Here is a 26,424-nt window from a genome sequence, read left to right on the forward strand (position 1 = left end):
GAAAAAGAAACCCTGTTAAATACAGGGTTTCTTTTTATGAAAATCTAACTAAATTTAAATAATTTCTTCCAGCTAAAGGATGACGTCAGTGCCCAAACATCGAATGGATTAAAATATAGTGAATCTACATCAAAGAAATCGCTAGATGCTTTTAGGGAAAGCTTTAGTGGTTCTGAACCTTCATCAGCCGAAAAAGTTTGATTTTCTAATAACTCTGGATTTTCTATAAGAAGATATAACAAGAAATGATTCAAAATATAGGATGCTTGATCTACTTTTAGGTTTATACATCCATCTGGTTTGCCAAATTGCTGCATTCCACAAGAGTAGAGTAAATTATCATCAGAAATAATAGGGATAAAGGCTTTAAATAGATCTAATATATTTTCAGCGTTATAGCTAATCCAATCGCTTTGAAGGTGTGTAAGACCCGAAGTCTCCACTTTAATTGCTAAGCCACCTGCTTTCATTAGGGCCTGACCTAATAACAGAGCTTGTTGTGCTAACTCTATTGATCCACCCTCACAAACAACATAAATCACCCTATTATGTTGTTCAATTTTTTCTAATTCACTTTCAGAAAAGCGGCCCATACTCAATGACCTAAAAATCTGACTCACATTTGGATCATTTTCATATTCTTCAATTTCAGCATGATACTCGCTGGTTAAAGACTGAATAATTGAGCCTGCATAAATATATCCTGTATCATTAGTGAGTAGAGTATGTAATAGAGCTTGATGATTTTCCCAAACACCGGGAATACATAAGATAATTTTTTGATTAAGTTCTTGATTCATTATTAATAAGTTCTAAGGCGCTTTTGCTATTCATAATATCGTAAAAGATATCCTATACCTAATTGATTAAGGTAAAATAGCCACCGTGTTTTATATCCCCAAAGAGTAGCAATGACCGATCTCCAACAAGATGAATATGACCGTCGTTTTGCAGGTGTCGCCAAAGTTTATGGTGATTCATCGTTCCAGCACTATGAAAAAAGTCATGTGATGGTGATTGGTATTGGTGGTGTGGGGAGTTGGGCTGTAGAGGCTTTAGCGCGTACAGGTATTGGTGAAATTACGTTAGTAGATATGGACGTGGTTGCGGCATCAAATGTGAACCGTCAGTTACCTGCAATGACATCAACTCTAGGTTGTGAAAAAGTTGAGATCATGGCGGAACGTTGTCGCCAAATTAACCCACGTATTAAAGTAAATATTATTGATGACTTCTTAACACCTGAGAATGTCACAGCGCTGTTAACCCCTGTACCCGATATTATTTTGGACTGCATTGATGACGTTAAAGCAAAGTTGGCTTTAATGCTCCATTGCCGTTTTAATAAAATTCCGTTGATTGTGTCGGGTGGAGCTGGTGGCAAGCTCGATCCGCTTAAAATCCGTGTGGCTGATTTATCAAAGACGGAACAAGACCCAATGTTAGCGAAGCTACGTAGTCAACTTCGTGTTCGAGGTATCTGTAAAAAACCAAAAGAGAAATTTGGCATTACTTGTGTTTATTCAATCGATAATCCATTTTCAAGTGCAGATGTTTGTCCATCGGCTGGTCTGCGTTGTGGTGGCTATGGTTCAGCGGTAGTGGTGACTTCAAGTTTTGCGATGATTGCTGTGGCTGAAGTTTTGAAGAAACTCGATTTGAAGAAAGCCTGATTTAAATATAAAAAAAGCATGCTCTTATGTTGGAGGGCATGCTTTTTTTGAGAAAAACGATTTAATCATATAACTCTATAGTGTCGTGTTTGGGCTGTGTTGGAAGCTGCTGATCATAAAATTTAAAGCACCATAAAATTAGAACAATAACGGTGAAGATGGCTAAACCTTTTAAATACTTCATGAATAATTCAATCAAGTGAATGGTCTTTATAAAATTCTAGCGAAGGCAATCTATCTAATCTAATATAGAAAATAGACCTCATGATCTAATTTTGAGATAGAAATGCTCACGTTAAAACAATTCCAATATTTTATAAAAATTGTTGAAGAAGGAAGCTTTACCGCGGCTTCTGAAAAGCTATTCATAGCTCAGTCTGCTTTAAGTCGGCAAATTAAATTGCTAGAAGAAGAAATTGACTTTAAATTATTTGATCGTACTGATAAGAAAGTGAAACTGACGACAGCGGGAGAGGTCTTCTATAAAAAAATAAAAGATAATATGCATTATTTAAATGAGATCATTGGAGTTTCTAAGAATATTGCAGAAGGAAAAAGTCGCCAGATTAAAATTGCTCACTCGAGCAGTATTGTTATGGATGCTAAAAAGGTTCAAATATTAAAAGAAATTAGCTTAGCCAAACATATAAATTTTGAGATAAACACCTTGTCATCTGAGCACCAGATTTTAGCTTTACTAAATGGGAAAATTGATATTGGTTTGATTAGACCACCAGTTCGGCAAACATTAGATGACGTCAATATTATTAAATTATATGAAGAACCTTTAATGGCGGCTGTACATATTGATCATGCTAAATTTGCAAATAAAGAGAAGTTGGAAGTCAAAGATTTAAAAGAAGAATACTTTGTTTCTACACCACATTCTAAAAGAGGTGGATTAAGCTATTTAGTTTCAAATCTATGTTTAGCCGCAGGATTTACCCCACAAAAAGCTCCAATCCAGTCACGTAAGATTTCACAGTTACACCTTGTGGCTGCAAATTTAGGTGTAAGTATTGTGCCTAAAGAATTTCAGCAAATTTTGCCTAACCAAGTAAAGTTATTACCTTTGGCAGATCATTTGTCACTTTCAGAAGTTTTGCTGGTCTATAGAAAAGATCATGATGAATTGATTCAGCATTGTGCTGAACTCATTTATCAAACCTTTCAATCTTAGAAAAATGATTAAGTGGCTAATCTATAGTAAGTGTAAGTAACGCTATCATCTTTATAGACATCATAACTATTTTGTTTGAAATCAGAGACCCATTCACTTCCTGTATATCCAGCAATATGTCCATAAACATGGTTACGGGTTCTGTGAATGATATAGATGTCACCTTCTTGTGGTTCATCAAAGGCTGGATTAATTTCTTTATAGCCAATCTTTTTTAAGGTATCTCCCCAATCTGAAGCTGCAATAGGGTGATTTTCGACATTGGCACCAGCAGATTCTAGTGCAAGGCGGATACTACGTGCGCAACGAGCTTTACTGCGTCTAGAGGTAACACTTTCTAATTTTTCTACAAATTTATCAATATCTATAGCGGGAGTATTGGAAGTTTCTGTTTGATGATTATTGGGTTTCATGGTGAAAGGATAAGGAAGGCTTGGGGTGCTGTGGGATACAACAATGGCTGCCTGATTTGAATCCTGATACATGTAATTATCAGCTACTTGTCCGTCATAAATAATCATCGTGAAATCTCTACCGTGCTACTCATATCCATATTAAAAAAATCACCACCTACCTGTGGCGTTCAGAGATACTAATCGGCGTACCTTAAAAGTTTTGTTTATGTTATGTAATAACGTATCTTTTTTCCAGAGGTGTCTGCTTTGGAGTAAAAAGATGCTCATCAAAAGAGTGATTAAAAATAGTGAAATTTAAATTATTGATATCATTATAAATAATTAATTAACCAGAGCTTGAATTTGAATATTTTGCTTCAACATTTGCGAATATACTCAAAATCTAAGTCTCTGATTTAAAATGCCACATTTTCTTACAATTTAAGAAGCGATCACAGACTTAAGCTTGCTGCTCTTTTAAATATTCCTCGGTACGAATTAGAGCTGCTTGCATGTTACTAATAGCCTGTTCTACATCACCTAAAGTTTTTGCATTTCCGCCACTTAGCGCCTGACGCCACTTGCGAGCACCTGGCAAGTTTTGGAATAGACCTAAAATATGACGGGTAATGATTGAAAGCGGAGCACCCTCAGCCATACGTTGTTCAATATAAGGCAGCATTTGTTCCATAATATCGAATCGATCTGGTGCCTCTAAATTCCAAAGCTGACCCATTTCCGCGAGTAAGTACGGATTGTGGTAGGCTTCACGGCCAATCATGACACCATCAACATGCTGTAAATGTGCTTGAGTTTCAGCAAACGTTTTAATTCCGCCGTTAATTTCAATGGTGAGATGTGGACGCTCTTGTTTTAAACGATAAACATCTTCATAGCGTAAAGGTGGAACTTCACGGTTTTCTTTCGGAGATAGACCTTTCAAAATAGCGATACGAGCATGCACAACGAAGTAAGTACAACCTGTTGCCGCAACAGTATCTACGAAATGAAGCATCTCTTCGTAAGATTGCATGTCATCGATACCAATACGGTGTTTGACTGTTACAGGAATCTTTACTGCCTTTTGCATGGTATGAATGCATTCAGCAACCAAGTCTGGCTCTGCCATTAAGCAAGCACCGATTTTATTGTTCTGTACACGATCACTTGGGCAGCCTACATTGAGGTTGACTTCATCGTAACCCCAGTCTTCAGCCATTTTTGTGCAGGTCGCAAGCTCTTGCGGATTTGAGCCACCAAGTTGCAATACGATAGGGTGTTCTTGTGCGCTGTAGTCCAAATGACGTTTTGCATCGCCAAAAAGAATCGCACCTGTAGTTACCATTTCTGTGTAGAGCACAACATTTGGGTTAAACAAGCGTGCAAAGAATCGATAATCCTTTGTAGTCCAGTCCATCATTGGAGCCACACTGATTCTTGGAGATTTAATTGTTTCAATGGTTTTGTTAATAGTCATTAAAAATCATACCTTTAATCAGTGTTTTGCAACATGTTTGAATCTGTGTGAACTCATGTTTAGCTGTGTTAATCGGTTTGCATTTACACCAAAATTTACACCATAATGAAAAAAATGGTTCATGGTGTAAATTTATGGGGTCAATTACTGCCAGAAAAGGTACAGATGGTAACGTTAGTTACCGAGCTGCTATCCGGATCAACAAAAAGGGCTATCCAGCTTATTCTGAAAGCAAAACATTTCATTCAAAAAAAGTGGCAGAAAACTGGCTTAAAAAAAGAGAAGTCGAGATTCAAGAAAATCCAGATATTTTACTTGGCAAAGAACAACTGATTGACCTAACTTTGTCAGATGCCATAGATAAATACTTGGATGAAGTTGGGAGCGAATACGGAAGGACGAAACGCTATGCTCTACTCTTAATTAAGAAGTTGCCAATCGCGCGTAATATTATCACAAAAATACATTCAACACATTTGGCTGAGCATGTTGCTCTAAGACGGAGAGGTGTACCTAATCTTGGCTTAGAACCTATTGCAACAAGTACACAGCAGCATGAGCTGTTACATATTAGAGGCGTGCTATCTCATGCATCTGTTATGTGGGGTGCAGAGATTGATTTAAGTAACTTTGACAGAGCTACAGCACAGCTTAGAAAAACTCGCCAAATCTCTTCTAGTAAAGTTAGAGATAGGCTTCCCACAAATGAAGATTTAGTTACTTTAACGAAATTTTTTGCTGAACGTTGGAAATTAAATAAATATGGCACTAAGTATCCAATGCATTTAATTATTTGGTTTGCAATTTTTTCATGCAGACGTGAAGCAGAGTTAACACGCTTATGGCTGAAAGATTATGATTCTTACCATTCTGCATGGAAAGTTTATGATTTGAAAAACCCAAATGGATCAAAAGGCAATCATAAGTCTTTTGAAGTGTTGGAGCCATGTAAAAGAATAATTGAACTTTTGTTAGATAATGAAGTTCGAAGCCGTATGCTCCAATTAGGGTATGATAAGCAGCTTTTATTGCCATTGAATCCGAAAACCATAGGAAAAGAGTTTCGTGATGCTTGTAAAATGTTGGGAATAGAAGATTTGCGTTTTCATGATTTAAGACATGAAGGATGTACGAGACTTGCGGAACAGAGTTTTACAATACCTGAAATTCAGAAAGTGAGTCTGCATGATTCTTGGAGCAGCTTACAGCGTTATGTTTCTGTGAAATCAAGGAGAAATATAATTCAATTGGAAGAGGTGCTACGCCTCATTGATGAAACGTAGCAAAGTCTTTAGCAGCTTCAGAATACTTTTTGTCTAAAATACCAGCCAAGTCTTGAACGTGTACTAGAAATGGTGCGCGTTTGCTTGGATCTATTTTAAAGACTGAGAAAGGAAATTCTTGATTATTTGCCTTTCTCAGCGCTTCCGCCTTACTTAAATGAGGGTAATATTCTTGTACTACCGTCATAAGTTCAACAGTCATAGTGCGATATTTCATGAATAGGTAATCAGCGGTTTTTAACTGAAATACTCCCATTGTGAAATCGCTCCTGAACTAACTAGCTTTAAATTTAGAATACAAAACATCAAAACTGGACTGTATATCCCAGATTCGAAGGATTGTATCGGTGCCAACTAGATACGTTTTAAGCAACTTAATAAGGTCTTTGTACTTTGGATCGCGTTTAAAAAAACGATTTGTTTGCATAAAACCGTTTAATGGCATAGGCACAGGGTATGCTTTGCAATTAAACAGGCCTTCCAGATTACCTTGTAAGGCCATAAAAATATTTTCATCAGACAAACCAACGGGATCATCTATGAACTGACGTTCCAGCAAAAACACCAGTCTGAGTGCTAATTGTCCTTGAGGTGTAAGTTCCCATTTGGAAAATACAGCGATAACATCATTATTACCGCTTTCATTAAGGAGAACAGCGATCATATCTTTCTTCTGTTGATCTAAATATTGCTGTTTGGAATACATTGTTGTATTCGCTGAAAGCGTAAATAGTATTGGCAGATATATCTCATGTGTCTCGTAGCCAGAGTAGTCTTTGGTTATAGCCTTCATGTTTGAATCAAATAGATCTTCAGTACGAGCTTGTTCTGCATTCCAAGCTGTTAACTGCTCATTAAAATGTCTCGTGTTGAGTGCATTTTGATAACACATGATTTGATTGGAAAAAGACTGATCGCTACAGTAAATTCCATTATTGACCATAGGTCCTATATGTTTAATAAACTGAATAAACAGCTCATTTTCTGGTTTTAGACGAACGGGTAGCATCCCGTTAGTGACAGGAGAGCCTGTCACTAACGGATATGTACGCCTAATCAATTCAACAGGTTTACTGAGAGACAATGCTCCATTACTATTTTGAGACTTTTGTTTCGCAAACATGCTCGTGGTTTTTGATTCCCCAAGAGCTTTTGCCGACCTTTCAGAACCAATCAAATCATAAGCACAAGTAGATTGCATGCTGCATGACAAATGTGTAGCTGCATGTAAAGCATCTGATGCATATTTAGTCATGTTATTGTCCTCCTTCTTGAGCATCATCTGGTTGATTAGTGTCTAGAAGGTTAAGTTGTTCGAACTTACGTGGGCGTCCAAGTTTAGTATCAGGTACTTTAGGTATTTGACTTGTTCGGAAGCTCCGAATTTGTTCCCCATTGGTAAATGAGAAGTACTGATCATTTTTGCATATGTAGTCAAACGTAGCCTTGAGATTCTTAAGCATTTCATGATCGGTATATTCCAAAATGCCCAAGGCACGATAGCGGTACTCATCTTTCTTCATATTGCAGATAAAAGCAGTCCCAAGATTGTTTGTAGCAATCTTCCATTTCTCAGCAATATATTGCCCCCACGTGATGTCCTCACGATGGTCATTGGCATTGAAGAAGTAATAAAGATGTCCATGAAATCCCTTGGTCGGGGTGTGTTCAATACGCAGGATATACCCGAGCGCATGCTTAAGCTGATTATGCTTAGATGCATCATAGAACCGAATAAAAGACTCTTGCATAAACTGACTATCATGTTCAGCCTGAGTAAAATTAGGTGAGATAGCAAGCTGTTGAAGCTTAGCTGGATCGCGTATTAATCCTAGGTCTACTCGAACAACAAGGATTCGAGAATGGATCTTGAGTAGCGTATCAACAAGCTGAACACAACGTTCTTTAGAACGGCGTCGATTACTAGCACGATTTGAAAGCTGTTTACGAATTGAGGTACTCTGTATTCTTGCTGCAAACAACTTCTGAAATTTAATCAAAGCCCTAACATAAGCCTGAGCTTGTTCAGATGTGTAACACTGATTGATGAGAGCAAACTCATAAAGGGCATATTGTTCTTCCTTTGTTAGTTCTGAGAATGTGTCCTCAAAAGCTTGTAACTCAATGCCCATTTTATAATTGCCAGAGCGAGCAGACACAAAGATTGTTGTAAGCTGGCATTTAAGCGAAAGAGGAACATCCTTCGCATATTCAACACATAGTTGCTCTTTACCCTTAAAACTCTTAATAGGTGTAAGTATAGCGATAGGGCGTTGCTTCTGAAAAAACTTGATCAACTCAATACGACTGATCATTTTCTCAACTTCGTGGTTTATACTCGTCTTGAAAGTTTTAGTATTACCATTCTCTGTTGTACATTCAAAAGTTGAAAAATCTTCTTTGAGCTGTTCTAGGAATGCATCTCTATCTGCACCTGAGAACTGTGCGATAGGTGGAAGAGAAGGTTTAGCTGTAGCGTTAAAAGATTTCATAATATACCTCAATACAAATAATTAATTACGTATCAGGCGTCATGAGGTAAAAGCTCTCCCTATGGACATCGTTTAGACATGTCCATTAGGGGGAGGCGTAGAGTGGGTATTGGCTAATCTATCTGGAGTGTATTCAAATCAATCTAATCCATAAGCAGTATGCCTTAGCAAATACTGCTTATGGCAATAAATATCTATCAGAATAATTACATATATCTAATATTACTTATTACAATTGTATTTAAACCGAAAAGCCGATTGCACTTTATTCCGAGAATGCTCTACCAAAAAATGACGGTAATACGAGGAATTTTTAAAAGTTGCAATGTCCTGCGTTACGCAGCATTTAAATGGCTTCGTTGAGCGATTCTTGAGTTAACCCACATCCGTAAATTGCTAAGCTTCCAATTGAATATACTTCTCAACTTGATGTGTTGTGGGAATGTGCAATTGCAGCTTTTTGATTTAAGTTGACATTGACCTTGTAGAGGTTGTTTAGATAGTCCATCAATGCTCAGTAGTTCAATACATTCGATGTGTTGATGGCTTAGATTTAAGTTCATTATATTGGTTCCTTATGGGGTACATAGGAAATGTAAGCTACTTCAGGCATTTTTTTTATTTCTCTGCGGTGGACTTTTTATTTATATGGAAGTGTGTTGCTTTTAGAATTGCTTGAACGGGGAGTTTTTTTCTCAATTAAACTTTTAAGGCTCTGATATAAATCTGGCTCGTCATTTTTGAGCCATAATTCAGAATTAGATAGTATGTTTAATTCTTCTTCAATTTCTGGGCTAATCATTGCATTTTTTCTTTTTTTATCATGTATTTCTAAATATAGATTATATAAAGAGAGATACTTTTCCAAATTTAAATTCGCTTTTCTTTTTTTCTCTCTATATTGTTCTCTTGCTCTTTCAAGGGTCTCTTTTGGGTATCCTGCAAAAGAAGAATAGATTATAGGTTTACGTTTTTTTCCTAGAGCTGCTGGACCTCTAAGCCTAGATAAAAACATAATAACTTCATCAAATTTCCTTCCATATACTAACTTTTCATATTCATATCTATAGATTAAGTACTCTAAAATGTATGGTGTAATTCTTTGGTTTAAATCAGTGATTAGAAAATCCATATTAGGGTATTTACTATTCAATACTTTTCCTTTAACTAAGCATTGGACTAAGCATAAATAAATACGTTTTAAATTTTTGTGATCTTTATGCTTGTTTTTTGACTGTTTAGATCGATGAACTTGCTCTAAAACTTCCTCAGGAAGAGTGTGTAAATAGAATGAAGAATCATGATGTTTTGAATAGAGAAGAAACGCTTTTTTAAAGTATTTTTCTGCGTCTTTATTTTGCTTTTCAGGCTCTTCTATTTTTAATATTACATTTTTAAATTTTCGGATTTGAGTAGCTATTTCTCCATAATGGCGGGGACATCGATCTTCTTCTGGAATAAAGATATCTTCAGTAGTACCTTTTAGTAGAGATGACCTCCAAGCCTTTTCACGGAGAGCCTTTTGTTCTGGTGATTCTGTTAATAAGCCTTGATCAAGCTGTTCATAAAACCACTTTCGGTCACTCTCAGTTATTTCTTCACTGACAGGTTCTGTTTGTTCGGGTAAATAGGCTTTGTAGTGCTCTGCATAGCTTGATGGCAAACCATAAGGAAATTTATGTCTTCTAATAATATGTTCTTCAAGTTGGTCAATTAAACCAGTAAGTCTTTTGAGGTTATCAGTAGGGGAGGTATCTTTTTTAGCCTTAGCATTTTTAGCAATAGTTGCCATATACTCAAGTTCACTTATTAGTTGTAAAAAAGTGTGAATATTATACTTCTTAGCTACTTAAAATTTAACAATGATTTAGCTGAATTTGAGAGGGAGTTATGGATATTGGGGAAGGGGGCTATCTAAACTACACGCCATTTATGTACCGACTTGTGATGATTCTGTCCCGACTTGTGATATTTTGATCGAAAAGTGACCTAAATTGGGTTTTAGCTTTGAGTTGTAATTGTTGGATTAAAACTGTAATACGGTGAAGCATTTCGCTGGATTATAAATCTATTACAGACTGAATCAAGTGTTAGAAAATCACTCATTTTTGCTTGGTTAGTAATAGGTTGGAGATCAATAGCGTTTCATTAATTGCAATGCAAGATTGTAGGCTACAGTTGTAGAAATTGATTCTGCTACAAAAAACTCTTGGGGTGGGGTGAAGTCTAAAGCCTGTTTTCGATAACGCGTCTGCTTTCCTGTCTGTTTGTCTTTAAAAATAAACTCATCCTGTGCATGAGAATATTCTTGTCCATACAGGGGACCACCAAGACACTTTAACCGAAACACTGAACCATCCTTAAATTTACCTAATGGTTAGTTTAAAGAACTAATCTAATGAAAAACAATAATAATCACTTTACGACTTAGTCGATAGATCATTGACACCTTAAATATTGCACATTATCCTTGGCTTGCTGGCCTACATTGCCAGTTGGCTTTGACAGGCCAAATAGTAAAGTGCATTGAAAACTTGTTTTTCGATGTAGGTATACCCGTCCCTCTTTTTGTTGCGGTAGGACGGAAGGGGGACGCCTTGTGCGTGCTGGTTCTTTACTATCAGTCTGTCAACCCACTTTCGTTCTGCCACCATAATTCTAAATTAATGCTTTGGCAGAACTCCCCCAATAAAGGAGTTGGCTATGCATATTCTTTTTACACTTCCCGATTAGTTTCTAATAAGGTTTGATGAATTTCTGTTTCTCAAGCTTTAGTTTTTTTCGTCTAAAAATTTAACTTTAAAAAATGTCATGTGGGCTACACCGTGGCAGGGCTTTGTATTGCCTAAAAAGGCCTGATCTCCATGACAATGTCACTGGATATAACGATGAAAAATAAAATTTTGATGGGTGTGGTGGGTATCAGTTTCCTGATCATAGATGGTTGTTCTTCAGATTTTGAAAAGGGCGTCAAACATGGCTGTTACAACATGGGGGGCAGCCGCAGCTATTGTTCCTGTGTCTATGACAAGGTCGAAGAACACTATGGACGTAAAGTCATGCGTCAGATTGAACGTATGAGCTACCTCCCTGCGGATCTGGACCGTGTCATGTACCAGTCCGGTGAGCAATGCGTGGACAAGTTCTAATAACAGATATTTAAAGCCTTAAGTAAATCATAAAGCACTCATCTCCCGTTGCCTGTTCGGGCAACGGGAAGGGGGTATGCAACTCAATTTAGGAGTTTTGATCATGAAACATCCATTTTTTACTTTCTATTTCACGATTGTCATTGGCTACTGGCTGTATTGCATTTGGGAATATCCAGAGCATTACTCAGGTGCTTATTTACTGGGTCGTGCTCTGGTCTGGCCCGTTATCTTTATACGTTGGTTCTTTTAGGGGGGACTATGAGCATACAAGAACGAATCCAGCAAAGTCAGTGGGTGCCCTTGTTGCGCGGTAGTGACAATATTTATTTTGTGCCAGTCATTCCCAATAAAAAGCTACAAGGTGCCATGAGCTACCTTCCCCATGGTGTAAACCCTAATGAAGTCTTGATGCTGATTGATGACACGGTATTTGGCAGTGCAAAGGTCGGGATGTGCTTAACTGTAAAGGGACTCTTCTATAAAGCTAGCTTTGAAGATGAGCAGGCTTATCTGTTTGAACACATCCAGAAGGTAGAGGCTGATATTGGAATACTCACTAGTTCTATTCTGATTAACGGTCATGATGAACTGAGCTTTAGCCAACTCGATAAAGGTATAGTTCGTGCTTTGGTGGCATTCCTAAATGAATGTTGTCAGGGCAAACAAGTAACCAAGCAAACGAATGTAAATATTGATCCTGAGATGCAGATCATGATTGATCTGTTTGCCTACTTCATTGCCTTCAGTGCGGGTCAATGGAATGTCCGATCGAAAGAAGCTGTATCCGATCATTTTACTAAATTGAATGATAAGGCAGTACATCAGTATGTCGAGAAACTATTGTATGAACAGACGCGCTTTGATTATGAAGACTTATTGCATCGTCTGGCTGACCTGAAAGATCAGCTTGCCTATAACTTCCGTAGGGAGATGATTGAGCAACTGGTCTATGCAATGGCACTCGGTCAAGTTGAGCAGAATCAAGCGGATTTGTTCATGACTCATTTGTGCCGTGTAACGAATGTCTCTAGGGCAGTTTTTCCAGACCTCATCAAAATTGTCTATCAATGCATGGCAGGGGAAATGAACCAGAAAAAAGTTTCTGATTTGACTAAGGAACAATTACAGGCTTGTAAACTTCTAGAAATTCAGCCCGAAGTTCTTACCGAGCAAACTCTTCAAGTTGCTTACCGAAAAAAGATGGCTGACTTCCACCCCGATAAATACCTGAGCTTACCCGAATCAGTACAGCAACTTATTGAGCAACAGGCACAGCAAATTAATCAGGCCAGAGCTGTATTAAAAGCCTATTTGGGAGTGTAGCTAATGAAGTTCAATACCCAACGGCTCAAACGGCGCTGGAAATGGTATGTCTCTTATATCGTGATTTTTATCCTGTCCTTTGCTTTGTTCTATGCCTACGACCATGCTCAAGATCAATCAACAGAACAGATGTTGGAAGACATTAAAAGTCATTCAGTCACTGTTGATGATAGCGCCGTAACTAGTATCCACACTGAAGAAGTCCCTGCTTTTAATCAAGCTGATCTCAATCAGAAAAATCATAAATAAAGAAAATTCAAATACACATTACCCCTGTGAAGAAGGTACTGATCCTGATGGAAATCTTTCGATCGGCCTTACCTACCACGTATAAATTTAGAGGACTTACCATGATGAAAAAACAATTACTTTGCTGCTGTATTGCCAGTGTTTTATTTTTAGGTGGCTGTTCAAAAAAAGAGGAACCGCAAACGGTGCAAGATGAATATAGTGATGTCTCTGGTTCAGTTGAGACAGAAACTGAAACTGGAGTACTTTCACCAGTGATTCTTTCTAAAACGGCTGTTCAACCTTTACCTTTGATTGATGGCGATATTCTGGGTAACTTCCCAGAGGATGATTACCGATATGCGAGCCCAGCTAGATTTCAACTTAATCTTGTTGAAAGACAGAGTGATCAAGATATTCGTTCATTTGACCAAATCGCTGCGATATTAAAACAGAACCTGAAAATACGTGACGATCAGATTTTAGTGATGGGACGTGAAAGCGGGCCGATGGAAGGGATGGATCAGGTACTGTTTGATTTAACCAGTGACCAGCTCTACCAGTTTGCCAATAATCTGGCGATCAACTATGTCCGCATGTTAAAAACACCGATCATTAAACCGAAAGGTGAGTTTGAAACCACGGAACAATACCAGTTGCGTGTAGAGCAGACAAAAGCAGAGTTAGAATCTTATCAGGTTGATTATGATATTAACCTGTTGCAAAATGCCTTAAATAAAGCCATGCGTCGGCTATATATCAATAATGGATTTGCAAATCCTGATTATCAATACGATGCCGATAAAGGGATTCTGACTTTAAAACTTGAAGAGAGTGCATCATCCCGAAGATTGGAAACCTTACTCACTCTACCTATGGCAGCAGCAGATACACAGGAATTGGTTAAAGGTTCAGGTTGGGCGAGAGCTTATATCATGGACTTTAAACAAAACCACTTAAAAGTGTCAGGGGTATTGTTCTTTAAGTTCCGTTCCCAGATTAACCAACAACAACGGGTAGGTGGTGAATCGCTCATCTATACCCAAGTGTATAAGCCATTTAAGTTTGAACAAAAATCAAGTGATACATGGGTAGAGCCAAATGTCGATTTTGCAACGCTACCGTTTAAGGATGTATTGAACTCACCAGCGAATCAGTTTGAATTTGGTTTAAAGCACTATCTTTCATCAGAGACTTATACCAAACAGTGGGAAGCAGAACGTCAACAGGCTGAATAGTGCTATTTAAAACTCACCTATAACAGAGGACTTGCCCATCAGGCAGGTCCTTTTTTTATGCTTTTATTTAAAAGAGGAAGATCATGCATCAGTGCCCTTACTGTCATTCATTACATATCACATTACTGCGTCAGACCGAGCCCAGTTCAGGTGTATTTGCAAAGCTTTCATCTTTCTCACCAATGTCTCTGGCAGCCGCCTGTATGCAGTTATCCAAACGTAGTCCCGTTCATCCTTTGGTGGGCGGTTTTGTGGGGTTAGTCGTAGGTGGCATGTTCCTGCTCTATGTCCAGCACCAAGACAACATGGTGACGCTGTTTTACCAGTGTGAGCAATGTTTGGAACATTTTGAAATCCAGCAATCAGGATTCGCGTAATTCTCAACTTTTACGGCATTCAAATTATTTAAAGGAAATTAATCATGGCACATCAAATAGAAACGATGGCATTCGTTGGTCAAACCCCTTGGCATGGTCTGGGCAATCAGCTTCCTCAAAATCAACCAATAGAAATCTGGGCACAGCAAGCGGGTATGGACTGGCGAATTGAATCATCTAACGTCAGTTATATGGCAAAGAATGAACGAGGGCAAAATATCCTGATGCCTTATGAAGAACAACGAGTGCTTTATCGTTCAGATACGCATGCACCGTTATCGGTGGTGAGTCAGCGTTATCAGGAGGTACAACCAATGGAGATATTAAACTTCTATAAAGACCTTACTGAACAATCTGGTTTTGAGCTCGAGACTGCGGGAGTGCTTAAAGGTGGACGTAAGTTCTGGGCATTGGCAAGAACAGGTCAAGCGGCAGCGTTGAAAGGCAAAGATGTCAGTAATGGCTATATTTTGTTAGCAACTGCTTGTGATGGCACATTGGCAACCACGGCGCAATTTACCTCGATTCGCGTAGTGTGTAATAACACCTTGGCGATTGCCTTACGTGGACAGAATAGTAGTGCAGGTGTAGTTAAAGTTCCGCACAGTACCAAGTTTGATGCAGAAAAGATTAAACAGCAATTGGGTATTTCGGTTCGTGCGTGGGACGAACATATGTATGAAATGAAGCAACTGAGCCAGCGCAAAGTCACTCAACAGGAGGCAGCAGCTTACTTCGATGCGGTGTTTAATAACACGAACCTGAGCATTGCTGAACAAGATGAAAGTATCATTCAGTTCTACCGTAATGTAGCTATGCCTAAACAAATCAACTCATCCAAAGCCGACAATAAAACAGAACCAAATGGGCGTGCTATGTCTAAGGTCATGACCATGTTTAACGGACATGGACGTGGGGCCGAGTTAACTTCAGCTAAAGATACTGCTTATGGGTTGCTTTGTAGTATTACCGAGTTTGTCGATCATGAGAGACGTGCGATTTCAACGGATCACCGGATGGATTCAGCATGGTTTGGGGTAGGAGCCAACCTTAAACAACGTGGCTTGGAACAGGTATTGAGGCTGGTGTCTTAAAAATATAGCTCATTATTCAGTTTAATTTAAGCTTAATTGTTTAGCCTAAGCTGATTCTTTACGCTGCGTCTGAAAATTTATTCAAGTCGATCATTAGCCACATTTCTCCCAATGTGGCTTTTTTATGTCCTAAAAATACAGGAGATTGAATAGGATGTACTGTTTCAAATTACTCTTACCATATAAGTTTTTTACTTACTATGTTCTGCTGCACAACTAGCGGTACCGAAAAACTCTATCACGACATGTATTAGAGCTAACTCTAAGCATCTTATTTTATTTTTAGTTAATATCAAACTTTCAACTGAATGACCATTACCTAAATCACTACCATGAGCTATTCCATGTCTTCGTCTATTTATTTCATCTAAGAATTCTTCCCACAAAGTTCTACTTTTACCTTTTCTATTGGATGTTGGTTTCATGTTGAAAAAAGTATCTTCATAAGCATAAGGAAAGTTAAAGCTATATGTATCTAACATCTCGGTAAATCTAGTTATTCTTTCTTCAATAGAACTATTCTCTTCTTGAAAAATATTTTCATATTCTGATGACTCCAGTATTTCGAATATTTTTTTGATACCAATATTGTCAAAAATAGTCTCAATAATTTGTGGTTTTGGGTTTTCATTTCTATTAAACAAAAAAGGTTCGTAAGTTATAACAATATCCACTTCGTTAAACTTTTGAATTAGTAACTCTGTAACTCTGTTCTGTGTATTAGAATGCGATTTTGGATCAATGAAAATACTACAGTAATTTCTTTGGATAGCACTAGAAAGGTCACAAAACTTTTTGTTGATTTTAATATCTTCTATAAAGTTTTTGATTAGATCTTTATAAAAGCCTTCAAAACGAGCAACCATTAGTACTGAAACTGATCTGCATATTGCGTCATGAAGAACTTGATTAGATTTTTCATGATCCTTTGCACTTTGTAATAAAATTGAGATTTCATTCCATCTACTATCAAGATCACTCAAAAGAAAATTAATGAAAGTTTGATTCATAGAAGGGCCTCAATAGCTTTATCTATTCGAAGATTGACTTTTAAAACATCATTTGTACTGCCTTCGATAGCCCTAAAATATTCGGTGTCATGAGAAAGTTCTCTAAAATCATTAATATTTAAGATATGATTTTTTTTCATCTTTGATAGTGGAACAATCAAAGAATCATATACTGCTACATTAAAATGAGACATCTTTGATATATTATTATTTTCACTTTTAAATTTTGCAAAAGGTAGGTCAATATTAGATTTTTCTAAAATTGCAAATGAGTTAATAAAATTATCTTTCATTAAATCTAATTCTTTACTATCAAGTTTATTGAATTCTGTCATTTTTGTAGTGAGAAAGTTCTTAAAAGAGCCTTTGTAGCTTTTGTATCCGTCTTTATAGGACAAAGCGAAGTATCTAAGTACAAGCTCTTCATCTTCCATTTTTTCAATTTTTTTTGGACTTAAAGATGTGGCATTAATAAAAGATTTATTTTTTACGAGCTCTTTTATTAACTCTTTGAATGCGCCTCTACATGTAGCATTTCTAAGCTCTTGGGGTTCTAGTTTGACTGAACCAGAATTTAGCCTCTCAAATATATCGTATTTAACTTGGCTGTCGAGTGTTGAATCTATACGTAGGCAACGAATAGTTCTTTCTTCAAGTCTTCTGATTAAAAAAGGTGGAAGTTCATTGTATTTTAAACCATTTAAGTCATCTAATACTTCTAAACCAGTCAGAGTGGATTCATTAGTAAGAAAATTATAAATAGCTGTTAATCTTTGCTGACCATCAATTACAGAATAACGTGCAATCTCTTCTTCTACTTCGTCGTCTACATCAACATCTTGAGATATATATATTAAAGGGACAGGAATATTTAAGATAAGACTTTCTATAAGTCTAGAAGAGTATTCTTCAGTCCATCTATGTTTTCTTTGATAGTCAGGATTTAATTTTATAATTCCTTTTGTTATTTTTTTAACTATAGTTTCTAAGTCATACTCAATATTTTGGGTTTTTACTGTTCGTTCTTTAGCTTTATTTTGTATGGCTATTAATTTATCTTTGAGCATGCTTATTACCTTCGAAGTAGATACAATGTATGGGGTGTTAAAATCATCAATTCATTGAAAAAATTAACTATATTGTCAGTAAGTTCATACGTAATTAAACTCTTTAACGTCATAGTAACACGTTGATGAATAGCTATTAATTCATATACAGAACTAAATTTTATTGCGATTATATAATCTTGAAAGTATATCTTGCTAAGTGTATTGGAGTAATTTTGCATTCTGGGGTGGAGAGCCACGTTAGCTCAACATGAACTAATGCGAAAAATCAATAGGTTAGGTAAATTGTTTGAGTTTAAGCAATATTGACTTATTAGGTCATGAGCAGAATGAAAGAATTTTAACTACTATAATTTTATATAAAACAAAGGAATAAATAATGAAAAATGAAACAAAACTAAAAAAACTTGCTCATGAAATGTTTGATCCAGAATTGGCAAATGAAGTTATTGCCTTAATGGATGAATCGAACTCTAAGCTAGTTGCACCAACACCACTTGGACCTGATCAGATGATAGAGGTCAGCGGCTTCGATCTGATATGGCTCGTAGATGAAATATTTTATGATGATGTAGCCTGTGGTCAATATACTGCATATTGCAATATGAAAGTTTTACCAGGTGAAAACCAGTTCAAATTTGTTCAGTATGACAAAGAACCTTATTTTAGTTTCAAAACCTCGAATGGACATGTGATCACTCCAACAACAATGGACTTTGATGGAGGCTCAATCCCTTATTTTTTCAGAATGTTTAAAACTTTTTCTCCAACATTTTATATTCCTGCATATCTGATTCATGACTGGTTGTTTGTAAGACATCGTGAAAATAGCCCACCCGATCATGATTTTACATTCAAAGAAACGGCAGTCATTTTGGCTGAAGCGATCAAGACCTTGATGGAAATTGGGTACTATGATGAAAACGGGAGGTTGGTTCAATTAGAAAAAAATGAAGACACCTTGTTTTTAATTTATTTAGCTGTACGGACGCCGATCGCAAAAGCTTTGTGGAATAAAAGTAAGTAAAAGACTCATAGAGCAATTAATTTGATGAGCCTCAACTTGAGGCTTTTTTATTTTCTAATTTCCAATTTTTCCTATATCTCTATTCAATCTATTTATTTTGCATTTTATTAAAGAAGAACGGCTTATAGTGGTCTTATCAAGTGGATCACTATAATCTAATTTTAAATATCATATACTTAGATATCCTATTGAAATTTTAACAGTGTTAATAATTTAACTTTGTTAAGTTGTTAAAGGGCTAGCAGTTCGTTTTTGTAGCATGTACAATGCAGATATCTGCATTGTACATGGCAGAATGATTTTTTTTATTTATCTGAAATGGAATTAAAGGCTTGTTTTTGGATGAGTATAATGATTACTGGTTTCCATACTTGTCATTTGCAAGGCTCTTTTCAACAGATATATGACAATGTTCCTTATTGTTCTGATAAGCATAGGGAACAGTGGTTAGGCCAAGGATATTATTTTTGGACTGATTCCTGCCTTTTTGCAGAAGCATGGGGTAGAAATTCAAGTAAATATCCTAATGGTTATGTGATCACAAAGTTTGAGCTTGAAATTCCTGTTGATGAAATTCTGGATTTGGTTGGTAATGTGGCAGATCAGTTAAATCTTGAACAACAAATTCGTGAGTATCTTGCACGTATGAGTCAAGAGTTATCTAACGAAACAGCTAAATCTATTCCTGTTTCTAAAATGCTTGATCATTTACGAGCTAAGGCTAAAGAAAAACAGGAACAAGGCGAATCATTTTTTGCATATTCTGCAATCAAGGCAGCAGATATTCCTAATCGCAGTATTTCATATCCTTTTCAGAATGGTCGTTCTGAAAAGCTATTTTTGCCTACTAGACAACAGTTGTTTTGTGCAGAAGGTTATGAAGATAGGATTAAGGCTAAGGATTTTCACAAGATATATCGTCTTGTAAAGTCATCTTACCAAAGACAACAAATCCCCCTAGTGAGGAAAATAAAATGAAAAAATATGAAGCTTTAAATGCTGTGACTCAATGGATTAGAGAATCTTCATCCGAAGATTTTATGAAAAACTTTAATACGCTGGATGGTCAATACTCAGGTATCACTATAGGAGAGTATCTTGATCATTATGGAATTTTAGATGATGAATATGAGTTTCAGAATATTATGACAACATCTAATTTTATTTTTGGGTTAGAAACTGTGTCTATTAATATTCAATTCGAAGAAAGTATTAGAATTACTGAGTTTGAGAATATTAAGGTAGAATTTCTCTCTTCTACTCAATATTCTGGTTCTTATAGTCCTAAAAATGATAGTCCTTATCTTATAGATAACTTATCAGAAGCTGCTTAGGAAATTAAAATGGATATTACAATTCAGTTAGCCTCGTCAAAGGTAGAAGAACTTAACCTATTGAAAGCTTCTGATCATGTAGATGACAATGGTTTTTCTCTAGAAGTAGGGGTAGAAATGCCTTCTGTGGATCAGCAAAGGCATTTTTTTGTTGCTCTTAAATCAGAGATTCAATTAAAGGAAGGGTATGTATTAACTCTTACTTATAAGTCAATGTTTGTAATTAACAAAGATATTGATGAGGAGTTCAGAGATTCTCATTTTCCTAGAATTAATGCGCCTGCAATTGCATTTCCTTATTTTAGAGCATTTATTTCGACTTTCTTATTAAATGCTGGGTTTGAACCTATTATTTTACCTTCTATTAATTTCACCAAGCTTAATGCACATGAATAAAAGCTGCTACTATTCATAAATAGTTTCCACTAATATATTTAGGTTGAAAATCTAGTAATAATCACTAAGTAACAGTGTGCTAGTTTAAATTTGATCTAAAGATTAATACTTTTTAAGTCCATTCATCATTTTAAATTTGAGTGGGTACAGTTTTCTTATATATCTATAATCTCATTTGCTGGCGATATTGGCGTTAGAGTAGTTATCCTTTTATAAATACCAAGGTGGTGTTTGTTATCTGCTTTAACTTTGTAAGTATAATTCTTCTTAAATTTACTATTATTGATAATGGTTAAATTTGGATTGGTAAATGTATGTCTTACAAAAACATTTTTCTTTATATTCTCTTTGAATACATTGTCAAGTTCAATAATTAGTTCTTGCTGGATCATAATTTCACAACTTCCTATGAAAGTATTCATTGATAACAGCGAGTCTCTAATTAAAGTAAATGTACAAGAAAATTTATTATTGATCTGAACAGCTTTTATTGCTTTAGCAGTTTCAAAAACATCACGGTACTCTTCAGCTGTAAACGTGATATCACTCCTAAATGGTAAGTCTAGATGAAGAATATTACAAATCAGCCTGCAATAATAGGTATATGATAGTAAAGGTAATAGTCTGGAAAAAGATGTTTTTCCAATTGTAGCATTTGAAGAAAATATTTCTAAACCATCCACATATATGATTGCCTTGAATTTCTTACAATTTGATAGTGCCTTATAAAACTTAAAGATTTGATCAAAGTAATGCAATTTAGATAGGTTTTTATTATTCCATAACTGGAAGTTTAGGTCCAAATTAAAACCATTTTTTACTGACTGCCCAGAGTATGGGATTTTATTTATTTTAAAATTTAGAAGATTATTATATTTCATGGAAGAGAATGAAAAGGTTTCTCTTCCGATTATCAGGTCATTTTCAAAACTTATAAGGATTTCCCCCTCTTCATTCTGTATCTCAACAATAGCAGTTCTTTTATTATTAGGTTCAATAATCAGAATGCCATCCTTTAAATTTTGAGGAAATATTGAGTCTAGTCCTAATGAGTTGGTTGTTACCTTGGCAATATCACAAGATAGAGTTTGGCCATGATCAATTAATTCCAGAAATTTTTTATTATATTCAGATGAATCGATAGGAATAAAATTAACGATAACAGGATCATCGATATCTTCTTTAACATTGATCTCAAAGTGATTGGAACCATTGATAAAAGAATATTCCACCTCCAAACGTTGATCTAATTTATGAATATATGATTTTACAGCTTTAGCCACTTCTGAAATGGATGTCTGCATTCGATTCGGTAAGCTCAGTCCCATACCTTGTAATAAGGTATGATGAACTTTGTAGTCTGCCTCACTCTGTGTGTAAAGTCTTGAATTTGAATTTATTTTTATCCTATGTTCTGCTTCCTTTTTCCAATGGTGCAATAAAGGGGCTGGATAAGCATGTGGTTCCCTATCTATTTTTATAGAACAATGAGCACATAGCCAAATTGCATTCTTAATATCTTTTCTTTCCTCTGGTGTCATCTCTTCGTTATAACGAGGACCTCCAATAGATGCAGCACAAATATGTGCAGCCACGCCTGTATCTATTACTTTTGTTGGATCTGAGGATTGAGGTTCAACGGTTAGAATATAACATTCAGGATTTGAACAGCAGTTTGATACTCTGCGACGTAGTGCATCAATAGTCTTTTGAGTGAAATTATCTCTCGACCTTTTTGACATATATATATTTATAAATGCAAGTAATTAATTTAATTTTGATGAGTTAGCATGAAAAGTCAATAGCATCACATGCTTATGTTAACTACTATCGCTTCAAAGTCTAATTAACCGACTATATAAATGATATCTATATTTTCTGTAATGAAAATATGTGTTATTTAAAAATACTTCATGATTTGAAATTTTTAGAAGAAAATAGGCTTGAATTAAAAATTTATAACCTCACAAAGTATAAGAAGTTATTATTTTTCAAGGTGTGAGATGAGTGTAGAGCGTAAACCTAAATATGCTATTGGTGATATTGTAAAGTTAAATGCTGGCGGACCTGACATGACAATCAGGTCTCAAGGTCGATATAGACCTAGGGATAGTGAAACCTATCAGTTCAATGGTATTTACGAATGCCAATGGTTCGCTGGTAAAAAGCTTGAATCTGGTGACTTTAGAGAAGAAAGTTTAGATCTTGTAAAAAGCAAGAGTTAAGAAATGGAATTGAAAGATGTAATTGAGTGGATGCTTGCTAATCTTGAAAAAGATGGATGTCTCTATCAAGATGATGTGGTTGATTATTTGGTAAAGAATAATCAAATGGATTTTTTAAAAGAAAACTCTGAGGGAAATTTAGTTTTAAAATTAAGTTTAAATAGTGGATTTAAGAAAAAGACCGAAGAAAATGTTGTTTGGGTTAAGCCTGATCGTTATTGGCGATATAGGGTTCCAGAAGATGAATCTGGTCGAGAGGCTAGAGGATAAATAGAAGCTGCCGAAAGGTGGCTTTTTAATGAGTAAAATTACATTGTTCTGATCAAAAAACTGATAGGGGTATAATAGGCGATAGAAGCGGGGTTGATTGAACATACCATTCCAGACAAACCAAAAAGTCTGAAGCAAAGATATAGATTAAGTTTATAAAGCTAGTTGGCTCAAACCCAAATGAGCCACTGGGTTGGGTGAAAAATAATCAAGTGAGGTTAAAATGATAGGTACTCATCATTGGGCAAAATGTGGATTTTATTTGCGCCAATTTTACGCCTAACAAATAAACTTTTTTGATAACATTTTGATTTAAATTATAAATAAAATTTAATTTGTCCAATCCATCATGGGTGCGACAGAAATACGAGGTTGTAACGATTGAAGTGATTGCATAACCAATAGCCCAAAAGTCGCTAAATTAATGAAAGGGCAGCATTATACGAGGTTTATGCTTGAATCGACAGGGGCATTTAACCGAGTAATTTATAACCACCCTTATGTTGAATATAGGAAGATGATTTATAACAAGTTACCTTATTGGGAAACCATTTTCTTTTTTTGTAAGACTGTATCGAACATGCTAAATAAAATACAAAGTACGACTAACCCAATACCGGCAAGGCAAGTCATGGTCCATCCACCACGGTTCCATGCAAAAATTCCTAATGCCGAACCACCAGCACCACCAATAAAATAAGTCGTCATATAGATGGCATTAATACGAGATTTTGCATCTGGTCGTAAACGGAAAATAATACTCTGGTTACTGGTGTGTACGAGCGCGAGTGCTAACTGAATTAAAGCAAAGCCAATAACATAAGTAGAAAGTAGAGTTTGTCCGAAGTAGAAACAAACCCAACTTACTAAGAACAGCCCGCAGCCCATCCATGTCAGTAAGCCAGTATGTCCTTGATCTGCATATTTACCAATGTAGCGTGTTGATAAAGCACCGAAGATGCCCACTAAAGGCACTAGTCCAATAAAAAGATCAGGTAAATGATGTGCTGAGGTAAGGAGTAATGCGATGGTGGAATACAAGATACTTACCGCTGCAAAGGCGAAAGCACCTGTAAGTGCTCTTAATAATAATCGCTTTTCCTGCTGTAAAAGTTGAGCCATGGAAACAAAGATTTGCCCATAGTTCATTTTCATACGTAAGACATAAGGCAAGCGGCTTTTTAAGGTAAATGCTAGCAGTAGCATTAATACGCCACTTACCACATAAACCACTTTCCAGTGGAAAAGATTCGAAAATAAGCCTGCCAGACTGGTAGAGAGTAAAATCCCGACTAATAAACCACTCATTAAAAAACCAATGATTTCGCCAGTTTTTTCGGGTTTTACAGTCATTGTGGCAAGTGGAATAAGCACTTGAGCTGCAACCGAAAACAAACCTGCTAAAATTGTACCGATCCATAGCATGGGTAAGTTAACAGCAAAAGCAGAAGTAAATAGGCCAATTGCGCAAAGCACCATCAAAAACGGAATAGCTTTAGCTTTATTAACAATATCACCCATCGGAACAATAAATAGTAAACCGAGAGCATAAGACACCTGAGCAAATGTCACTGTTAAAGCAGCTTGTGCTTGAGTTACAGCAAACTCTTGTTGAATCGAGTGAATTAGAGGCTGACAATAGTAATTCACACCTGCACATAAGCCACATGCTGCTGCCATCAACCAAAGCAAAGGTTTATTCTGACTGATATCTTCAGGGGTAGACATGATGTTCTCTCGATTTTATTAAGTGTATGCCGTTGCTTCGACTTCAATAAGCATGTGTTCTAGCGCAAGGCGTGGTACAGGAATGAGTGTACAGGCTGGAAAAGGATGATTTTTCCATAAATTCTGCATAATTTTAATCAAAATTTGATGCTTTTCGACCGAATGGTCAACAACTAAAACTCTTAACACCGCAATATTACTAAGCTCCGCATTGGCAGCTTTTAAAGCATGTTGAATGTTATTAATGGCTTGGATAACTTGTTCTTCAAAATTTGGGCTTAATTCACCTTTTGAATTTTCGCCACCTTGACCTGCAATATGAATAATCTTTTTAAAATTTTCTACTACAGCCACATGGCTATAAGCATTTGGGGTAGGGTCATATAAAGTTGATGGATTTATGATTTTAAAAGTTTCTTTACTCATGGAACTCAACCGTTCATTAAAATTTAGATGAGTATCCAACCTCAACTTAAGTTGAGGTCAAGAGAATTTAATGTTTTAGCCTTTTCTTTCTGAGTGTAATCATCATCACACCAATAATATTGAGAAGGCAACCGACCCATTGCCACATATTTAAGTGTTCATTTAAAAAGGCAACAGCAAGCAAAATTGTTAAAACCGGTCCAATCGAAGCAATCATTGCAGATTGAGAGGCACCTAATCGTTCAATACTTTGCATGAGCATAACGGTAGGTAAGACGGTGACTAAGAAGCCAAGGCCGATTCCATACCAAATCACACTAGAGGGGAGTTGTAATAGAAGTTGAATCGGGTGAGGTGTGCTGAGTGCATAGTGCGTTAATGTACCGATACAAGCCACAGTTAATGCTAACCCTGTGAAATTCCAAGAACCAAATTTCTTAATTAATGGTGGGGTTAGTAATAAATAGCCTGCAAAAGCCACCGCACTTGCAAATACTAAACTTGTACCTAACCAGAAGTTGCCCTGAATTGGTGCGTTGTTATGCTCTTGAAGCATGACCAGTACGGTTCCACCATAACTAAGAAAAATGGCAAATAAACTTTTTGCATCTAATTTTTGTTTGTAGAGTAAGCTTGAGACGATGACTGTAAGCGTGGGATATAAAAATAGAATAATTCGTTCTAGAGAGGCACTAATAAACATGAGACCCATAAAATCGAGCCAACTGGCAAAGTAGTAGCCTAATAGACCGGCAAAAATTAAAATTAGCCAATCCTTCTTTTTTATGCCCTGATTATGATGCCTGTTAAACCAACAAATAAGTAGAAAGAACGGTAAAGCGCTTAGCATGCGTAAAGCCATCAGGACTGTAGCATCTACTAATGGAGAAAGGGCATAAGTCTGTTTAATAAAGATTGCTTTTGTACTAAATAGAAAAGCAGAGCAAAGAGCAAAAAAAGACCCGATTTGAAACGAAGAAAACGAAATTTTCATATACAAGACTGTATAAGAGAGACTATTGTCTGCAA

Annotated in this window: 31 protein-coding genes and 1 pseudogene; 17 read left to right on the forward strand and 15 right to left on the reverse strand. The window is 36.2% G+C overall.

Annotated elements, in window-relative coordinates:
- Positions 1-44: 44 nt before the first annotated feature.
- Complete coding sequence (locus ACS125_RS06780) at positions 45-800, reverse strand: hypothetical protein (protein ID WP_443271186.1); 756 nt, start codon at positions 798-800, stop codon at positions 45-47.
- Positions 801-911: 111 nt separating this feature from the next.
- Between ACS125_RS06780 and ACS125_RS06785 the strand changes: the two genes are divergently transcribed.
- Entirely contained in the window at positions 912-1,673 is a 762-nt protein-coding gene (locus ACS125_RS06785) for a tRNA threonylcarbamoyladenosine dehydratase (RefSeq protein ID WP_443271188.1), read from the forward strand.
- A 61-nt stretch (positions 1,674-1,734) separates the two neighbouring features.
- On the opposite strand, the gene ACS125_RS06790 is transcribed toward ACS125_RS06785, so the two are convergent.
- Positions 1,735-1,857: a hypothetical protein gene (locus ACS125_RS06790; protein ID WP_174728921.1), complete on the reverse strand. Its 123-nt coding sequence runs from the start codon at positions 1,855-1,857 to the stop codon at positions 1,735-1,737.
- Positions 1,858-1,953: 96 nt separating this feature from the next.
- On the opposite strand from ACS125_RS06790, the gene ACS125_RS06795 reads away from it, so the two are divergent.
- Positions 1,954-2,853: a LysR family transcriptional regulator gene (locus ACS125_RS06795; protein WP_443273929.1), complete on the forward strand. Its 900-nt coding sequence runs from the start codon at positions 1,954-1,956 to the stop codon at positions 2,851-2,853.
- Positions 2,854-2,861: 8 nt separating this feature from the next.
- Here the strand turns inward: ACS125_RS06795 and ACS125_RS06800 are convergent, their stop codons facing one another.
- Both ACS125_RS06800 and dusA read right to left on the reverse strand, forming a co-directional pair.
- Positions 2,862-3,374 carry a hypothetical protein gene (locus tag ACS125_RS06800; RefSeq protein ID WP_004794631.1) on the reverse strand — a complete coding sequence of 171 codons (513 nt, stop codon included), beginning with the start codon at positions 3,372-3,374 and terminating at the stop codon, positions 2,862-2,864.
- Positions 3,375-3,708: 334 nt separating this feature from the next.
- Positions 3,709-4,725, reverse strand: coding sequence for a tRNA dihydrouridine(20/20a) synthase DusA (gene dusA, locus ACS125_RS06805; RefSeq protein ID WP_443271191.1), 1,017 nt, complete (start codon positions 4,723-4,725; stop codon positions 3,709-3,711).
- 134 nt (positions 4,726-4,859) lie between these two features.
- Between dusA and ACS125_RS06810 the strand changes: the two genes are divergently transcribed.
- Entirely contained in the window at positions 4,860-6,008 is a 1,149-nt protein-coding gene (locus tag ACS125_RS06810) for a tyrosine-type recombinase/integrase (protein ID WP_443271193.1), read from the forward strand.
- Here the strand turns inward: ACS125_RS06810 and ACS125_RS06815 are convergent.
- The 5 genes from ACS125_RS06815 to ACS125_RS06835 form a co-directional block, all read right to left on the reverse strand.
- Positions 5,992-6,264, reverse strand: coding sequence for a pyocin activator PrtN family protein (locus ACS125_RS06815; protein ID WP_000538009.1), 273 nt, complete (start codon positions 6,262-6,264; stop codon positions 5,992-5,994). The two genes, ACS125_RS06810 and ACS125_RS06815, sit on opposite strands and share 17 nt — an antisense overlap.
- Before the next feature lie 18 nt (positions 6,265-6,282).
- Positions 6,283-7,263 carry a hypothetical protein gene (locus ACS125_RS06820; RefSeq protein WP_443271195.1) on the reverse strand — a complete coding sequence of 327 codons (981 nt, stop codon included), beginning with the start codon at positions 7,261-7,263 and terminating at the stop codon, positions 6,283-6,285.
- A gap of 1 nt (position 7,264) precedes the next feature.
- Positions 7,265-8,500 (reverse strand): hypothetical protein, encoded by a 1,236-nt coding sequence (locus ACS125_RS06825; protein WP_443273931.1) that lies wholly within the window; start codon positions 8,498-8,500, stop codon positions 7,265-7,267.
- Between the two features lie 640 nt (positions 8,501-9,140).
- Positions 9,141-10,292, reverse strand: a complete 1,152-nt coding sequence (locus ACS125_RS06830; RefSeq protein ID WP_443271197.1) for a hypothetical protein — start codon at positions 10,290-10,292, stop codon at positions 9,141-9,143.
- Between the two features lie 342 nt (positions 10,293-10,634).
- Positions 10,635-10,850 carry a hypothetical protein gene (locus ACS125_RS06835; protein ID WP_000489164.1) on the reverse strand — a complete coding sequence of 72 codons (216 nt, stop codon included), beginning with the start codon at positions 10,848-10,850 and terminating at the stop codon, positions 10,635-10,637.
- A gap of 538 nt (positions 10,851-11,388) precedes the next feature.
- Here ACS125_RS06835 and ACS125_RS06840 point away from each other — a divergent pair.
- The 7 genes from ACS125_RS06840 to ACS125_RS06870 all read left to right on the forward strand — a co-directional run bounded on the left by ACS125_RS06840 (position 11,389) and on the right by ACS125_RS06870 (position 15,912).
- Positions 11,389-11,649 carry a hypothetical protein gene (locus ACS125_RS06840; protein WP_443271199.1) on the forward strand — a complete coding sequence of 87 codons (261 nt, stop codon included), beginning with the start codon at positions 11,389-11,391 and terminating at the stop codon, positions 11,647-11,649.
- Between the two features lie 103 nt (positions 11,650-11,752).
- Entirely contained in the window at positions 11,753-11,902 is a 150-nt protein-coding gene (locus tag ACS125_RS06845) for a hypothetical protein (RefSeq protein ID WP_443271201.1), read from the forward strand.
- Between the two features lie 8 nt (positions 11,903-11,910).
- Positions 11,911-12,975: a molecular chaperone DnaJ gene (locus tag ACS125_RS06850; protein WP_443271203.1), complete on the forward strand. Its 1,065-nt coding sequence runs from the start codon at positions 11,911-11,913 to the stop codon at positions 12,973-12,975.
- A 3-nt stretch (positions 12,976-12,978) separates the two neighbouring features.
- The gene (locus ACS125_RS06855; RefSeq protein WP_443271206.1) at positions 12,979-13,224 is read left to right on the forward strand and encodes a hypothetical protein; all 246 of its coding nucleotides are present in this window, start codon (positions 12,979-12,981) and stop codon (positions 13,222-13,224) included.
- Between the two features lie 101 nt (positions 13,225-13,325).
- Positions 13,326-14,441 carry a hypothetical protein gene (locus ACS125_RS06860; protein WP_443271208.1) on the forward strand — a complete coding sequence of 372 codons (1,116 nt, stop codon included), beginning with the start codon at positions 13,326-13,328 and terminating at the stop codon, positions 14,439-14,441.
- Positions 14,442-14,524: 83 nt separating this feature from the next.
- On the forward strand, positions 14,525-14,818 hold the full coding sequence (locus ACS125_RS06865) for a hypothetical protein (protein ID WP_347758705.1): 294 nt from the start codon (positions 14,525-14,527) through the stop codon (positions 14,816-14,818).
- Between the two features lie 44 nt (positions 14,819-14,862).
- Positions 14,863-15,912: a DUF932 domain-containing protein gene (locus ACS125_RS06870; RefSeq protein ID WP_443271210.1), complete on the forward strand. Its 1,050-nt coding sequence runs from the start codon at positions 14,863-14,865 to the stop codon at positions 15,910-15,912.
- 191 nt (positions 15,913-16,103) lie between these two features.
- On the opposite strand, the gene ACS125_RS06875 is transcribed toward ACS125_RS06870, so the two are convergent.
- Together ACS125_RS06875 and ACS125_RS06880 are read right to left on the reverse strand one after the other, a co-directional pair.
- Entirely contained in the window at positions 16,104-16,922 is an 819-nt protein-coding gene (locus ACS125_RS06875) for an MAE_28990/MAE_18760 family HEPN-like nuclease (protein ID WP_347758707.1), read from the reverse strand.
- Positions 16,919-17,989 carry a DUF262 domain-containing protein gene (locus tag ACS125_RS06880; RefSeq protein ID WP_347758708.1) on the reverse strand — a complete coding sequence of 357 codons (1,071 nt, stop codon included), beginning with the start codon at positions 17,987-17,989 and terminating at the stop codon, positions 16,919-16,921. Before ACS125_RS06880 ends, ACS125_RS06875 begins: the two co-directional genes overlap by 4 nt.
- A gap of 379 nt (positions 17,990-18,368) precedes the next feature.
- Between ACS125_RS06880 and ACS125_RS06885 the strand changes: the two genes are divergently transcribed.
- From ACS125_RS06885 to ACS125_RS06900, 4 genes are all read left to right on the forward strand, one after another.
- Positions 18,369-19,016 carry a hypothetical protein gene (locus ACS125_RS06885; RefSeq protein ID WP_347758709.1) on the forward strand — a complete coding sequence of 216 codons (648 nt, stop codon included), beginning with the start codon at positions 18,369-18,371 and terminating at the stop codon, positions 19,014-19,016.
- A gap of 351 nt (positions 19,017-19,367) precedes the next feature.
- Positions 19,368-19,994, forward strand: a complete 627-nt coding sequence (locus tag ACS125_RS06890; RefSeq protein ID WP_443271213.1) for a hypothetical protein — start codon at positions 19,368-19,370, stop codon at positions 19,992-19,994.
- The gene (locus ACS125_RS06895) at positions 19,991-20,350 is read left to right on the forward strand and encodes a hypothetical protein (RefSeq protein ID WP_192837247.1); all 360 of its coding nucleotides are present in this window, start codon (positions 19,991-19,993) and stop codon (positions 20,348-20,350) included. The genes ACS125_RS06890 and ACS125_RS06895 overlap by 4 nt, the downstream gene beginning before the upstream one ends.
- A 9-nt stretch (positions 20,351-20,359) precedes the next feature.
- The gene (locus ACS125_RS06900) at positions 20,360-20,746 is read left to right on the forward strand and encodes a protein-export chaperone SecB (protein ID WP_443271216.1); all 387 of its coding nucleotides are present in this window, start codon (positions 20,360-20,362) and stop codon (positions 20,744-20,746) included.
- A 155-nt stretch (positions 20,747-20,901) separates the two neighbouring features.
- Here ACS125_RS06900 and ACS125_RS06905 read toward each other — a convergent pair whose 3' ends face one another.
- Entirely contained in the window at positions 20,902-22,341 is a 1,440-nt protein-coding gene (locus ACS125_RS06905; protein ID WP_443271218.1) for a hypothetical protein, read from the reverse strand.
- Between the two features lie 408 nt (positions 22,342-22,749).
- Here ACS125_RS06905 and ACS125_RS06910 point away from each other — a divergent pair, with 408 nt between their 5' ends.
- The 3 genes and pseudogenes from ACS125_RS06910 to ACS125_RS06920 form a co-directional block, all read left to right on the forward strand.
- Positions 22,750-22,971 (forward strand): YodC family protein, encoded by a 222-nt coding sequence (locus tag ACS125_RS06910; RefSeq protein ID WP_347758713.1) that lies wholly within the window; start codon positions 22,750-22,752, stop codon positions 22,969-22,971.
- Between the two features lie 3 nt (positions 22,972-22,974).
- Positions 22,975-23,241: a DUF6953 family protein gene (locus ACS125_RS06915; protein ID WP_347758714.1), complete on the forward strand. Its 267-nt coding sequence runs from the start codon at positions 22,975-22,977 to the stop codon at positions 23,239-23,241.
- Between the two features lie 78 nt (positions 23,242-23,319).
- Positions 23,320-23,400 (forward strand): annotated as a pseudogene (locus tag ACS125_RS06920) (Fic family protein); the annotation flags it as partial.
- 378 nt (positions 23,401-23,778) lie between these two features.
- On the opposite strand, the gene ACS125_RS06925 reads toward ACS125_RS06920, so the two are convergent.
- The 3 genes from ACS125_RS06925 to ACS125_RS06935 all read right to left on the reverse strand — a co-directional run bounded on the left by ACS125_RS06925 (position 23,779) and on the right by ACS125_RS06935 (position 26,389).
- Positions 23,779-24,969, reverse strand: coding sequence for an MFS transporter (locus ACS125_RS06925; RefSeq protein ID WP_004794602.1), 1,191 nt, complete (start codon positions 24,967-24,969; stop codon positions 23,779-23,781).
- Positions 24,970-24,987: 18 nt separating this feature from the next.
- A complete protein-coding gene (locus ACS125_RS06930; protein ID WP_004794599.1) occupies positions 24,988-25,395 on the reverse strand; it encodes a RidA family protein in 408 nt (135 codons plus the stop codon).
- A gap of 67 nt (positions 25,396-25,462) precedes the next feature.
- Positions 25,463-26,389, reverse strand: coding sequence for a DMT family transporter (locus tag ACS125_RS06935; RefSeq protein WP_004794596.1), 927 nt, complete (start codon positions 26,387-26,389; stop codon positions 25,463-25,465).
- Positions 26,390-26,424: the final 35 nt, after the last annotated feature.

Source organism: Acinetobacter sp. PFS20, assembly GCF_052261015.1.
Taxonomy (GTDB): Bacteria; Pseudomonadota; Gammaproteobacteria; order Pseudomonadales; family Moraxellaceae; genus Acinetobacter.